This window comes from Dyella sp. LX-66 (genome assembly GCF_018599165.1).
GTDB lineage: Bacteria > Pseudomonadota > Gammaproteobacteria > Xanthomonadales > Rhodanobacteraceae > Dyella_D > Dyella_D marensis.
Genome location: NZ_JAHFVJ010000025.1, coordinates 1 through 13561, shown reverse-complemented (window position 1 = coordinate 13561; position 13561 = coordinate 1). Strand labels below are relative to the sequence as shown.

Below are 13561 nucleotides of genomic sequence, written 5' to 3'. Positions count from 1 at the left end.
ATTACATCGAGGTTTTCTACAACCGACAACGCCGACATGGACATCTGGGTGGCCTTGCGCCAATGATGTTCGAGGCGGCTAACTCAAAATCCAGCAGCTAACCGTCTACGAAAGCGGGGGCGTACCAGGATGCCTTCCAGAGAGCAGAATCACAGACCTGTTCCCCAAGCCTGCGCTTGCCTCCGTTACGCCGCCGTAACATGTCGTAAAGCCACCGCGCCTGAGGCTACGCCAGACATTCGAAGCGATCGCATCGGAGATCATGCCCGCGCCGCTCGTCCGCGTTACCGCCGCCTAACAACCATAGGCGCATGCTGCAATGGGGCGTGAAGACATTCCAGTCTTGGCAAGCGCCTCAGTCACGCAGCTCTGTTCCTGGCGCCACCCGATTCGCTTCCCCGATTCATATCGGAGTTGCGGTATGGTCCGCTCAAGATTCGCCCTTTGCACTAACCGGGAGACGTAGCCATGTTGAAATCGAGGCAAGAGCTACGAAGCATGCTAAGCCGCATTGAGGCGGGAATAGTGCAGTTGCATTCCAGCAACCCCAGCGAACCGGATTTCTTCCGGTGGACGGACGGCGCATTTCACGGTGTTCGAACGCAATGCGCGCACGAAGACGATGATTGGCTGTTCAATTTGATCGACCAGATATGTACGCGCCAGAGCGTTCCGTACCCGGCAGTCTTGTAGCGCATCTTTGGCCCGGACAACAAGAAGGTCGAGGAGCTATCGTCGATGCTGTGGGAAGCGAAACTTTCATGGAAAGTCTCATTCATAGGCCGTGGCGTGGGTCACAATCCAGGCTTATGAGAGCAGCATCGTGAACAGCATCGTTCGCCGTGAGATGATCGGAGACTGGGAGTTGTCTCTTACAGAGATCAAACATCCCGCTAATTCGAGAGTGACTGCATATCGATTCGGTGCGCGGATGTCACTAGGGGGAGGCCGCTTCACTAAAGAGATCGGCGAGCATACGCGCCGCTTTCTGTCTAAGGCGGCGGCATGGACGGCCGGCAGGGAATTCATTGGTGAGGAATAAAGGCCGGCGGATCATGTCGATGACTTCTGCCTCGCGTCCCCGAAAACGGTCATGTGATAAATGAGCAGGCGACGCCGTAACCCGGCTCCATATGCTGAACATGGATAGCACCATCCTTTCCGATTGCGGCCGATATCGTTACTGCCTCACTCGAGAGGTGGCGCCGAGCGGCCTGATCTTCGCGTTCTTCGGGGTCAATCCCACTGTCGCCGATGCGGCAGCTGGCGATGCCGAAACACGCAAGAAGATTGGATTTACGAGGCGCTGGGGCGGATCGCAGTGCGTCGTCGGCAATATCTTCGCGTTTCGTACAACCAACGTGTCGGTTCTTGGCAGGTGTGCTGATCCGTTTGGACCGCGCAATGCGATCGAACTAGACAACATCATCCGGTGTGCCGATGTGCTCGTTGCGTGCTGGGGAACTCGGTCGAAGCTGCCGGAGCGCCTCCGGCCGCGCGTAGCGTGGTTGTCTGGGTTGTTACTGGCCAGCGGAAAACCCGTGAAATGCCTTGGCATCACCAGAGGTGGCGACCCTTGCCACCCGCTCATGACCGGATATGACACACCACTTATTGACTTTGTTGTTTGAAAACCTCAGTCAGTGGTAGGCCCTGCTTTCTTAGACGGTTACAGAGGCGATGGCCTGACCACAGCGCGTTGCTCATAAAATCCGCGGACCAGGTGTGATTGGCTTGCATGGGAATCTCCAGCGGTTCGCTGAGGCGGTCAGGTAGGCGCGGGTGTGGTCGGCGTGGACGGGCGTGTGCCCACTCTTGGCACGCGGGCACGCGATCTGCCCGGGTTGTGGCTGGTGGGCTACGGCGATTGGACCGGACCGGCCTCGGCCACCTTAATCGGCGTCACGCGCTACGCGCGGGCCACGGTGGAGGAATTGAAGGCTTATCTGGCGCCAAAGGTGATGCTTTAGGACACGCGCTTGCGCGGCCGTGCGACCGCCGCTGGCTTTGATCGGGTGGCCGGGCGCGCGCAGCTCTGGCCGTTGCAGCAATTCTCGGTCAGGAAGCCGACCAGGTCGTTCATCGCCTCGATCACCGGGGCGTAGTAGATGAAGCGGCCGCTCTGTCGGCTGGTCACCAGGCCGGCGTGCAGCAGTTCCTTCAGGTGGAAGGACAGCGTGGCGTTGGGGATGCCCAGCTGCTCGCCGATCACTCCCACCGGCAGGCCTTCCGGTCCTTGCTGCACAAGCAGCCGAAAGATCGACAGCCGCGACTCTTGGGCGAGCGCGGACAGCATCTTGACGGTCTGCGAGGTCTGCATAGGAAACGAGGCGTAGGGAAGGGTCAGCGCTAGTGTAGCCAATCCGTCCCCATCGCCGTCAGGCGCGCGCCTCGTACCAGGTGCGTGATCGGTTCACGATCCGCACCACGGAGAGCATCACCGGCACTTCGATCAAGACGCCGACGACCGTGGCGAGGGCGGCACCGGAGTGCACACCGAAGAGGCCCACCGCGGTGGCCACCGCCAACTCGAAAAAGTTGCTCGCGCCGATCAGTGCGGACGGACCCGCCACGCAGTGCGGCACGCCGAACTGGCGATTGAGCCAATAGGCCAGGCCGGAGTTGAAATAGACCTGGATCAGGATCGGCACGGCGAGCATGGCGATCACCGCCGGCTGCGCCAGGATCTGCTGCCCCTGGAAGCCGAACAGCAGCACCAGTGTGGCCAGCAGTGCGAGCAGCGAGACCGGGCCGAGGCGATGCAGCAGTGCCTGCAGCTTAGCTGCGCCACCACGGGCCAGGATCATTCGCCGCAACACGACGCTGAAGGCGACCGGGACGATGATGTAGAGGCCCACTGACAGCAGCAACGTGTTCCACGGCACGGTGATCGAGGAAATGCCCAGCAGCAACGCGACGATCGGCGCGAACGCCACCACCATGATCGCGTCATTGAGCGCGACCTGGCTCAGCGTGAAGTTGGGCTCGCCCCTGCACAGATTGCTCCACACGAACACCATCGCCGTGCAGGGTGCCGCGGCGAGCAGGATCAGGCCGGCGATGTAGGAATCGAGTTTATCGGCTAGCAGGTACCCCGCAAACACGTGGCGCACGAAAATCCAGCCCAGCAGCGCCATCGAGAACGGCTTCACCGCCCAGTTGATAAACAAGGTGACGCCGATGCCCTTCCATTGGCGGCGCACGTCCGCCAACGCGCCGAAGTCGATCTTCAGCAGCATCGGGATGATCATCAGCCAGATGAGGCCGGCGACCGGCAGGTTCACCTGTGCCACCTCCATATGCCCGATGGCCTCGAAGGTGCCGGGAAGGAGGTGGCCGAGCAGCGTGCCGGCAACGATGCACAGCGCGACCCACAGCGTCAGGTAGCGCTCGAAGAAGCCGATCCTGGGCGCGTCAGGTGCTTGGTCGATCGTGGTGGCCTGGCTCATGCGGCGTCCTCGCTGTCGTCGCCCGTCAGCGCGCCGATCCCATCCAGGACCCACTTGAGCTCTTCCGCGCTCATGGTTTCCACCGGCTGGTTGAGCAGCGCCATGATCCGATAGGTGATCACCATGTGCGCTTCGTGGAACGCCTCCCGGATCGCCACCGGGCTGCCTTTCGCCGCTGCGGGGTCGGGCAGGCCCCAGTGCGTGCGCACGAAGTCACCGAACAGTACGGGGCACGGCTCGCTGGCCGCGCTGTCGCAGACCGTGACCACGATATCGAGCGATGGCGCCTGGTCACCTACGAACTGATCCCACGACTTGCTCGACAACCCGTCGATGGGGATGCCGTCGGTGGCCAACTCCTCCAGCGCATAGGGATTCACCTGGCCGGTCGGCTTGCTGCCGGCGCTGTAGGCTACGAAGCGCCCCTTGCTCAGATGGTTGAGCGTCGCTTCCGACAGGATGCTGCGCGCGGAATTGCCGGTGCAGATGAAAAGGACACGACACGGGTTCATGACGGGATCTCGTGAGGGAAAGGCGATCAGGCGCGCCGCGGTGGACAGCACTGGGCAGGCTGTCCGGCACAGCAATGGGCGGTCAGGTAATCGATAAGGTTCTGCATGGCGGTGAAGTCGGCGCGGTAGCGCACGTAACGTCCTTCCGAGAAGGATTCGGCGAGACCCGCATGCACCAGGCCCTTGAGGTGAAACGACAAAGTCGAGCCGCTCAGTCCCACCTGCTCGCCGATGTCGCCGACAACAGCGCCGTTCGGTCCGCAGGTGACCAGGTAGCGAAAGATGCTCAACCGGCTCTCCTGGGCCAGGCCAGCCAGCAGCGCCACAGCAGTCTTGGTTTCCATATTTCTATATTGATAGAATCATCAAATAGACGCAACCGGAGATCTGCGCCCATGTCGCTTGAGGATTTGCCCCACGTCGCCGCCGAGGCGCTGGACCACCCCACGCTGGAAAAGCTGGCCCTGCCGTCCGGGGCGGATCATCCGCCGCGCATCCTGATCCTGTACGGCTCGCTGCGTCCGCAATCCTTCAGCCGCAAGCTGGCTCTGGAAGCCGAACGCATCCTGCAGCAGTTCGGCGCCGAAACCCGCGTATTCGACCCGCACGAGTTGCCCGTGCTGGACAGCGTGCCGGCTTCGCATCCGAAGGTGCAGGAATTGCGTGCGTTGTCCCTGTGGTCCGAGGGTCAGGTCTGGGTGAGTCCGGAGCGGCACGGCGCCGTCACCGGCGTCTTCAAGAACCAGATCGATTGGCTGCCATTGGAGGAAGGGAGCGTGCGCCCAACCCAGGGCCGCACCCTGGCCGTGATGCAGGTGAGCGGCGGCTCGCAGTCGTTCAACGTGGTCAATGCGCTGCGCGTGCTGGGTCGCTGGATGCGCATGGTGACGATCCCGAATCAATCCTCGGTGCCGAAGGCTTGGCAGGAATTTGACGACAGCGGCCGCATGAAGCCGTCGCCGTACTACGACCGGGTGGTCGATGTGATGGAGGAGTTGTTCAAGTTCACGCTGATGGTGCGCGATCGTTCGGACTACCTGGTCAATCGCTACAGCGAGCGCAAGGGCGCCGCGCAATCCAAGGCGGTATCAAACGCGGCAGACGTCGTGGAAACGCCGGTCGCGATCACCGCCACGGTGGCCGCGGCCGTGAAGGACACACCCAAGATCACAACCGCATGCTGCGGTACCGCCGGGAGCCGTTGCGCATGAACAAGACCGCTGACTGGCCGGTGACGATCTATCACAACCCCGAGTGCGGCACATCGCGCAATACGCTGGCATTGATCCGTCATGCCGGCATCGAGCCTACCGTCATCGAATACCTGAAAAATCCGCCGTCGCGCGAGACTCTCGTTCACCTTATCCAGGAAGCGATGCTGCGTCCGCGGGAGGCGCTGCGGCAGAAGGGCACGCCCTACGCAGAACTGGGCCTGGATGATCCGAACCTAACCGATGCCGCGTTGCTCGATGCCATGATGGCGCACCCGATTCTGATCAATCGTCCCTTCGTGGTCACCCCGATGGGGACGCGACTCTGCCGTCCTTCCGAGGTCGTGCTGGACATTCTGCCGCCGATCAGCGACCCGTTCACCAAGGAAGATGGTGAAGTGGTCATCGATGCACAGGGCAATCGGGTGCGCTAGAGGCCGGCGCTTTCGCCGCGCCACTCCTCGATAAGGCCTGCTCAAACGAGAACAATCCATGGGCACTGCACGTGCCTCGTAACCTCGGGGGCGGTACGAGCGAACGAACTATGAGCCCGTATCCCCGCTTGACAGGACCCGCGTCCAGGTGCGTTAAGATCACTTCGCCATGCGTATGCGCTACCGCCTCAGCCGACGTCGCCGAGCCCTTTGGATAGGGATGGTGGTGTTTTGCCTGCTGTTCCAGCAGTTGGCGATGGCCGCATATGTGTGCACGCTATCGGCGCCTCCCGCCACCACGTTCATGACGGGCGATTGCGCGGCCATGGGCATGTCCTCCGGGCACCAAGCCTCCGAGCATCAACGCTCAGATCCACGCTGTACTGAACATTGCGCTGACCATACCTCCGCGACTCCCGATGCCCGCCTGCCTGCGGTTCCGCCTCTTTTACTAGCCCCGGCACCTCCAACGCTGCTGGGGACGATCGCTGAAGTGCCGGGACAGGTGGCACTGCCGGATCCGACGGTGCGCCGCGCGGAGCCACCGCCCACGCTGCGGTTCTGCTCTCTCCTCATTTAGCCCTCGATCGCTAACCCCCTTGGCGGCCGTGCCGGTGTGCATGGCCCATACGGTTTTGTGATCGGAGCTAGTCATGTTCTTGCATCAATTCTGGATGCGCGCTTTCCCTGCGCGCCGCTGGGTGTGCCTCTTGTGCGCCGCCCTGTTTCTCGCCATGTCGCCCGCCTGGGCAGGCGACCCCACCGCAGCATTAACGTTGGAGGCCGCAACCCGGAGGGCTTTGGCGCAGGCGCCCTTGCTGGAAGCACGTATGGCTTCCCAGCATGCCGCTCGCGAAGAAGTCGGCCGTGCCGGTGCTTTGCCGGATCCCCAGCTGACCGTCGGCATCGAGAATCTAGCCATTCAAGGACCGGGGGCGTTTACGGCGGGCGGTGACAGCATGACGATGCGCACCATCGGGCTCACCCAAGCGCTGCCCTCACGAGCCAAACGACAGGCGCAGCGTGATCTCGCCGGCGCCCATGTCGAGCAAGCCGCATCGACCATCGCCATGACGCAACTCGCCATCGAGCAACAGGTGGCAGCCGCCTGGATCACCGCATGGGGCGCACATCATGAAGCGCAGATGCTGCAGGCCATGCAGAACGAATGGGCAGTCGATGTGGTGGTGGCCGAAGCACGATTGCGGGGCGGTACCGGCTCGGCGGCAGACGTGCTGGCGACGCGTATGGAGGCGCTGGATCTGGAGAACCGCATCGACGATGCCGCCTCGCGTGAAGTGCAGGCCCGGGCAACGTTGGGTCGATGGCTGGGTGGCTCCGTGACCGAGCCGCTCGCCGATGCACCGGACTTTGCCGTGCTCGCGTATGACAAGCCCGCCCTGCTGTCCCGGCTGGACCAGCAAGGCAATCTCCTGGACTGGCCAGCACGCGAACACATTGCCGAAGCGGCCCTGGCCGAGGCCAAGGCTGAAAAGCATCCCGAGTGGAGCGTCGGGCTGAACTATGGCTCCCGTGTCCGGGGGTTGTCCGACATGGTGTCCTTGCAGGTTGGCGTGAGCCTGCCCCTGTTCACGCGCAATCGCCAGGATCGCGGCATCAGCGCACGAGCCGCGGACCTTGAGGCGGTGCATGCCGAGCACGACGACGCCCGGCGGCAGCAAGCGGAAGCCGTGGAAGCGGCCTGGGCGCAATGGGACGCACTGGGGCGACAAGCGCGCCGACATCTCGACCAACTCTTGCCGCAGGCCAACGATCGCGCGGCGCTGGCCTTGGCGGCCTACCGCGGTGGCGGCGACATCCAGCCCTTACTGGAAGCTCGCCGCGACGAGATCGCTCACCACGCCGACTACGCCCGCATGCTGACGGATTACGGTCGAGCGTGGGCAGCGTTGACCTATCTGCTGCCCGAAGGGGACGCCCCATGAAGCGCGCACGCTGGATCCTTTCTATGGTGGCCGTGTTGCTGGCTACGGCGTTCGTGGCCTATTGGGCTGGTCGTCATGGGGGCGGCTCGACCGCCGTGTCGGGCGACCGCTCCGCCACCACCGGGTCGTCAGCGCCGGACGCCGGTGCTAAGCCGTTGTACTGGTACGACCCGATGATTCCGACTGAACATCATGACCAGCCCGGCCTATCGTCGATGGGCATGCAGATGATCCCCAAGTATGCCGATGCCGGCACAGACGCCAGCGTCGTACGCATCGATGCGGCGACGATCCAGAACCTGGGTGTACGTACCGCCCCGGTCGAGCGTCGGGTGTTGGCAGCAACTATCCGGGTGCCCGGAACGATCGGCTGGGATCTGCGCCAAGCCATCGTCGTGAGCGCCCGCGTCGATGCAGTGGTGACCAAGCTGTATGTCCGCGCGCCGTACACGAACGTCACGGCGGGCACCCCGATCGCCGAGGTGCTCGCGCCGCAGTGGAGCAGTGCCGTGGCCGAAGCCCAGGCGCTGCAGCATGTCCAGTCGGCCGAAGCCAAGGCCCTGCGCGGCGCGGCGCAACAACGCCTGCATATCCTCGGTCTGTCGCCCACCGACGGTCGTGCGGTAGGCGGCGGTGGCCAGATCACCCTGCACGCCCCGCAAACGGGCGTCATCAGCACGCTGGATGTACGTGAAGGTCAGCGCGTCAATGCCGGGCAAACGCTGATGACGATCAACGGATCGTCGACGGTGTGGGTCGAAGTGGCCTTGCCGCAGGCCGTGGCCGGCACGGTGCATGCGAATACACCGGTGACCGTCCGCGTTGACGCGCTGCCAGGGCAAGCGTTCCAAGGTCACGTGGAAGCGCTGCTCCCGGATATCGACATGACGACGCGCACCCAACGCGCGCGCATCGTGCTCGCCAACCCGGAGGGAAGTTTAAGTCCGGGCATGTTCGCCACCGTGCAGCTCGAACCCACGCCGGGCAAGGCGGTACCGGTCGTGCCCGACGATGCACTGATCGCGACCGGCGAGCATGCGCGCGTGATCGTTGCCGAAGAAGGCGGTCGCTTCCGCGCTGTCGCCGTCCACACCGGCCGCGCAGCCGGCGGCTATACCGAAGTTCTCGGTGGCCTCACGGGTGGCGAGAGGGTCGTGGTGTCCGGACAGTTCCTGATCGATTCGGAAGCCAGCCTGTCAGGGGCACTGGATCGCTTGAACGACCCTGCGGCGCTTCCCGCACCTGCAACCAGTGCACCGATGTCGGGCATGCCCATGCCGGGAGATCGGCCATGATCGCCGCCCTCATCCGTGCCGCGATCGCGCACCGCGTCTTCGTCCTGTTGGCCGCCTTGGCATTAGCGCTGGCCGGCGTGTTCGCGGCGACGCGCACGCCGATCGATGCACTGCCTGATCTGTCCGACACCCAGGTGATTATCCGCACCAATTGGCCGGGCCAGTCACCCCAGGTGGTCGAAGATCAGGTGACCTATCCATTGGCCACCACCATGCTGTCGGTGCCCGGGGCCAAGACAGTCCGTGCCTACTCCTTTTTTGGCGACTCATACGTCTATGTGCTGTTTGATGACAGCACGGATCTCTACTGGGCACGTTCACGTGTGCTGGAGTATCTGAGCCAGGTCCGCGATCGCCTGCCACCCGGCGTGAGCCCTTCGTTGGGCCCGGACGCCACCGGCCTGGGCTGGATCTACGAGTACGCCTTGGTCGATCGCACGGGACAGCACGACCTGGGTCAATTGCGTGCCTTGCAGGATTGGTTCCTGCGCTACCAGCTCAAGACCGTGCCGGATGTGGCCGAAGTCGCCGATCTGGGCGGCATGGAGCGTGCCTGGCAAGTCGTACCGGATTCGCAGCAGTTGGCCGCGCGTAACCTCACCGTGGCACAGCTGGTCGAGGCGATCCGGGCGACCAACGGTGCCAATGGCGGCTCGGTGATCGAGCAAGGCGAAGCCGAACTTATGGTGCGCAGCGAAGGCTACCTGCGCAGTCGCGAGGACTTCGAGCGCGTACCGATCACGTCCAACACCGTCGGTATACCGGTACTGCTGCGCGATGTCGCCTCGGTGCGGCGGGGCCCCAGTTTCCGGCGTGGCATCACCGAGCTGGACGGCCAAGGCGAAGTTGCCGGCGGTGTCGTCGTGCTGCGCACGGGCAAGAACGCCAAGGCCGCGATTGCCGCCGTCAAGGCCAAGCTGGAGGAACTGAAACACAGCCTGCCAGCCGAGGTGGAGATCGTGCCGACCTACGATCGGTCGCAGCTGATCGACGCGGCCGTGGAGAACCTGTGGGGCAAGCTGCTGGAGGAGTTCATCGTCGTCGCGCTGGTGTGCGCGCTGTTCCTCGGCCACATGCGCTCGGCGCTGGTGGCGGTGATCACGCTGCCGCTCGGGGTGCTGACCGCGTTCATCGTGATGCACGTGCAAGGCGTCTCGGCCAATCTGATGTCACTCGGTGGTATCGCCATTGCCATCGGCGCGATGGTCGATGCCGCGGTGGTGATGATCGAAAACACCCACAAGCATCTGGAGCATTGGCGCGATGCGCACGATGGACAGGAACCTCAGGGTGCGGCGCGCTGGACGTTGGTCGCGGAGTCGGCTGCCGAGGTGGGCCCGGCGCTGTTCGTGAGTCTGTTGATCATTGCCCTGTCGTTTGTGCCGGTCTTCGCACTGGAAGGCCAGGAAGGCAAGCTATTCAAGCCGCTCGCCTTCACCAAGACCTACGCGATGGCCGCCGCAGCGGGTCTCGCCGTCACCCTCGTGCCGGTATTGATGGGCTACCTGGTACGAGGACGGATTCGGGCGGAGCGCGACAACCCGCTCAATCGAGGCTTGATCGCACTGTATCGACCGATCCTGGAAGCGGTGCTGCGCTACCCGAAGGCCACGCTGGTCCTTGCGGGCATTCTGTTTCTTAGCGCCGCCGTGCCTTTCAGCCGGCTGGGCAGCGAGTTCATGCCGCCGATGGACGAGGGCACGCTGCTGTACATGCCCACAGCGCTACCGAGTCTGTCGGCCGGTAAAGCGACGCAACTGCTGCAGCTCACCGACCGCATGATCAAGACCGTGCCCGAGGTCGATCACGTGTTCGGCAAAGCCGGTCGCGCGGAGACCGCCACCGATCCGGCGCCGCTGGAGATGTTCGAGACCACCATCACCTTCAAGCCGAAGGACCAATGGCGGCCGGGCATGACCATGGAGAAGCTCAAGGTCGAACTGGACGAGGCCGTGCACGTCCCCGGATTGACGAACCTGTTCGTGCCGCCGATCCGCAACCGCATTGACATGCTGGCGACCGGCATCAAGAGCCCGATCGGTATCAAGGTGCTCGGGCCCGATCCCTCTACCCTGCAGACGGTGGCCGATCAGATCGAAACCGTGGCTAGGAAGGTGCCCGGCGTGAGCTCAGCCATTGCCGAGCGGGCTCAGGGCGGTCGTTACGTCGATGTGCATATTCGTTCCGAGGATGCGGCCCGCTATGGCCTGAGCCAGCAGCAAGTGCAGGCGCTGATCGCGACTCTGGTAGGCGGCGATCCGATCGGTCAGACCGTGCAGGGACGAGAGCGCTATCCCATCGTGGTGCGCTATCCACGCATCGAGCGTGACTCCGTTGCGGCCCTGCGACAGTTGCCCATCGTCACGGCCAGCGGGGCGCAGCTGACGCTTGCACAGGTCGCAGACATCACGCTCGACGTGGGGCCGCCGATGCTGAAGAGCGAGAACGGGCAGTTAGCCACGTACGTCTACGTTGATACCGCCGGCCGTGACCTCGGCGCGGTCGTGGACGATCTGCAGCGCGCGGTGGCTCAACAAGTAAAGTTGCCCCCCGGCATAACGGTGGCCTGGTCGGGGCAGTTCGAGTATCTGGCCAGTGCCATGGAGCGGCTCAAGCTTGTGGTACCGATCGCGCTGGTCATTATCTTCGCGCTCATTTACGCCGTGTTTCGTCGCGCCAGTGAAGCGGCCTTGATCATGGCCAGCGTGCCGCTGGCACTCGTTGGCGGGCTATGGTTGATCTGGGTGCTGGGACACGCGGTCTCCGTGGCGACGATGATCGGCTTTATCGCGCTGGCCGGCGTCGCTGCCGAGTTCGGTGTGGTGATGCTGCTGTACTTGCGTCACGCCTGGGAGCATCACCTCTCGCTCAATCTCCAAGCAGGCCTCCCCGAGCTGGAAGATGCGATTCGCGAAGGTGCCGTGCAGCGGGTGCGGCCCAAAGCGATGACCGTCGCGGTCATCCTCGCGGGCCTCTTCCCGATTCTGTGGGGCCACGGCGCGGGCTCAGAAGTCATGCAGCGCATCGCGGCCCCCATGGTGGGCGGCATGCTGACCGCTCCCTTGTTGTCGATGCTGGTGATTCCCGCGGCCTTCTTGCTGATGACCCGGCGCCGTCTGCGCCGAACCACCTGAACTTCCCACGGCTCAGGAGATGCCTCCCGTTGAAAAGGCGGATTTTTATCCCCGGTCCCGCAGTGCCTCGATTACTTCCCTGTATCCGACGACGGGCCCTTCTCGCGGGGCCAGGCAGCGGCAAGACCAAGACGCTGGCGACAGCCATCGCGAGGGTCCTGGTCGAGGATGTGGTTGCCCCCGAGATGGGGGCTGGACGCATTAGCCGTGGCTTGATCTCCGCGTCCGGGGTATGCATGTTCGGAGGCGTGGCCAATTTATGGTTTAAGCGCTCGGCCAACTTATGCTTTAACGAACAACGACATCCGCGCAACATGATCGGCGTGGAGATTCTTGCGGCGTGCCGGGATGACGCTAGCCCCATGGAGCACCACCGCCTGAGTGAGTAGTCGGCGATGACACCGCTCCCATAGGGTATGGAACGCATTGGCGCGTACATACATGGTCAATTAAATTGAGCAACCAATCGTCGTCTTCGCGGCTGCATTGCGTTGGCACATCCTGAAAGGCCTCATCCGCCGACCGGAAGAATTCTTGCTCGCCTGGATTCTTGGATCGCAACAGTTCAATCACTGCCTCGATGCAACATAGCATGCCGCGTAAATCCTGCCTTGATTTCAACATTGCGGCGTCCCTTAGCTGGAGCGATAGAAGACCTTCCTTCCTTCAGTGTTAGCGAAGATCGGAGGTCTCGTGGATTCGATGATAGTCGTCAATACTTAAAAAAATGCGTTGCCTTTGCGACTGATGTGTTCGCCAGCTTCGGTCAAATCGCGATCTATGGCATTCCCGAATACCTTCCTCCACAGTTGCTAGGGATGATCCCGACAAACGCTGGTGGCTTCGGTGACGTAGGGAAGGCGAGAGATGTATTCAAAGAGAATGAGATCGATCCGCTGATGGTCCGGATGCTTGGAGTTAATGATGTGCTTGGAACAAAATTTTTAGCTTTAGAGGCAACGTATAACAAAGAAGGCGGCCGATGGCCGCCTTCTTTGTTAGCAAATTACGAGGGGCGTCGATATCCCGTAGGCAAGGCATGGAATGTGAACTCCAGTCCCATATCCGCTAGCTGTTGCTTTGCGGCATTCAACAAGTGAGTGGCGCTCTCAGTAGGCTTGTACTGTTGCACTAACTCGATGCGGATCGGGAGGTTCTTGGCCTCGGGCAGCACTTCTAGAATCTGGCCAGATCTTATGAAGTCTAGGTAACTCGAAATCTTCTGCTCAAAAAGACGGATGTGATCCTTTTCATCTTCCCAGTCGAGATGGTCGGAGATGATGAGAACTGCCTTCTGTTCTCTTTCTGACAGGGCAACGTGGTCAATGACGCCGGATTTGTCAATGCTCATTACTTTTTGCTCGAAGGTAGGTTCGAAGGTCGCACAATATTAACCGATGTTGGAGGGATCACTGTTCCCGCCGGATAGTGAGGGTTTCCGTTGTTTCCCACCTGGTACGCCCCCGCTTTCGTAGACGGTTAGCTGCTGGATTTTGAGTTAGCCGCCTCGAACATCATTGGCGCAAGGCCACCCAGATGTCCATGTCGGCGTTGTCGGTTGTAGAAAACCTCGATGTAAT

At 62.4% G+C, this 13561-nt stretch carries 12 protein-coding genes; 7 read left to right on the top strand and 5 right to left on the bottom strand.

Translation table 11 applies throughout. From position 1 onward, the window contains the following. Positions 1-823 precede the first annotated feature (823 nt). Entirely contained in the window at positions 824-1042 is a 219-nt protein-coding gene (locus KK141_RS22795) for a hypothetical protein (protein ID WP_214573199.1), read from the top strand. Between the two features lie 100 nt (positions 1043-1142). Further along, positions 1143-1631: a DUF1643 domain-containing protein gene (locus tag KK141_RS22790; RefSeq protein WP_214573200.1), complete on the top strand. Its 489-nt coding sequence runs from the start codon at positions 1143-1145 to the stop codon at positions 1629-1631. Positions 1632-1966: 335 nt separating this feature from the next. Here KK141_RS22790 and KK141_RS22785 read toward each other — a convergent pair whose 3' ends face one another. From KK141_RS22785 to KK141_RS22770, 4 genes are read right to left on the bottom strand one after another with little or no spacing between them, the layout of a single operon-like run. Next, positions 1967-2320, bottom strand: a complete 354-nt coding sequence (locus KK141_RS22785) for a metalloregulator ArsR/SmtB family transcription factor (protein WP_214573201.1) — start codon at positions 2318-2320, stop codon at positions 1967-1969. A gap of 58 nt (positions 2321-2378) precedes the next feature. Continuing rightward, positions 2379-3449, bottom strand: a complete 1071-nt coding sequence (arsB, locus tag KK141_RS22780; RefSeq protein WP_214573202.1) for an ACR3 family arsenite efflux transporter — start codon at positions 3447-3449, stop codon at positions 2379-2381. Further along, on the bottom strand, positions 3446-3961 hold the full coding sequence (locus tag KK141_RS22775; protein ID WP_214573203.1) for an arsenate reductase ArsC: 516 nt from the start codon (positions 3959-3961) through the stop codon (positions 3446-3448). Before KK141_RS22775 ends, arsB begins: the two co-directional genes overlap by 4 nt. A gap of 26 nt (positions 3962-3987) precedes the next feature. Continuing rightward, positions 3988-4305 (bottom strand): metalloregulator ArsR/SmtB family transcription factor, encoded by a 318-nt coding sequence (locus tag KK141_RS22770; protein WP_214573204.1) that lies wholly within the window; start codon positions 4303-4305, stop codon positions 3988-3990. Positions 4306-4356: 51 nt separating this feature from the next. Between KK141_RS22770 and arsH the strand changes: the two genes are divergently transcribed. From arsH to KK141_RS22745, 5 genes are all read left to right on the top strand, one after another. Continuing rightward, positions 4357-5172: an arsenical resistance protein ArsH gene (gene arsH / locus KK141_RS22765; protein WP_214573205.1), complete on the top strand. Its 816-nt coding sequence runs from the start codon at positions 4357-4359 to the stop codon at positions 5170-5172. Beyond that, positions 5169-5606: an arsenate reductase (glutaredoxin) gene (arsC, locus tag KK141_RS22760; protein ID WP_214573206.1), complete on the top strand. Its 438-nt coding sequence runs from the start codon at positions 5169-5171 to the stop codon at positions 5604-5606. Before arsH ends, arsC begins: the two co-directional genes overlap by 4 nt. A gap of 653 nt (positions 5607-6259) precedes the next feature. Continuing rightward, positions 6260-7552, top strand: a complete 1293-nt coding sequence (locus KK141_RS22755) for a TolC family protein (protein WP_214573207.1) — start codon at positions 6260-6262, stop codon at positions 7550-7552. Further along, complete coding sequence (locus tag KK141_RS22750; RefSeq protein WP_214573208.1) at positions 7549-8847, top strand: efflux RND transporter periplasmic adaptor subunit; 1299 nt, start codon at positions 7549-7551, stop codon at positions 8845-8847. Before KK141_RS22755 ends, KK141_RS22750 begins: the two co-directional genes overlap by 4 nt. Then, positions 8844-11981 (top strand): CusA/CzcA family heavy metal efflux RND transporter, encoded by a 3138-nt coding sequence (locus KK141_RS22745; protein WP_214573209.1) that lies wholly within the window; start codon positions 8844-8846, stop codon positions 11979-11981. Before KK141_RS22750 ends, KK141_RS22745 begins: the two co-directional genes overlap by 4 nt. Positions 11982-12987: 1006 nt before the next feature. Here KK141_RS22745 and KK141_RS22740 read toward each other — a convergent pair. Beyond that, positions 12988-13332 (bottom strand): DUF6572 domain-containing protein, encoded by a 345-nt coding sequence (locus tag KK141_RS22740; protein ID WP_214573210.1) that lies wholly within the window; start codon positions 13330-13332, stop codon positions 12988-12990. Between the last annotated feature and the right edge of the window lie 229 nt (positions 13333-13561).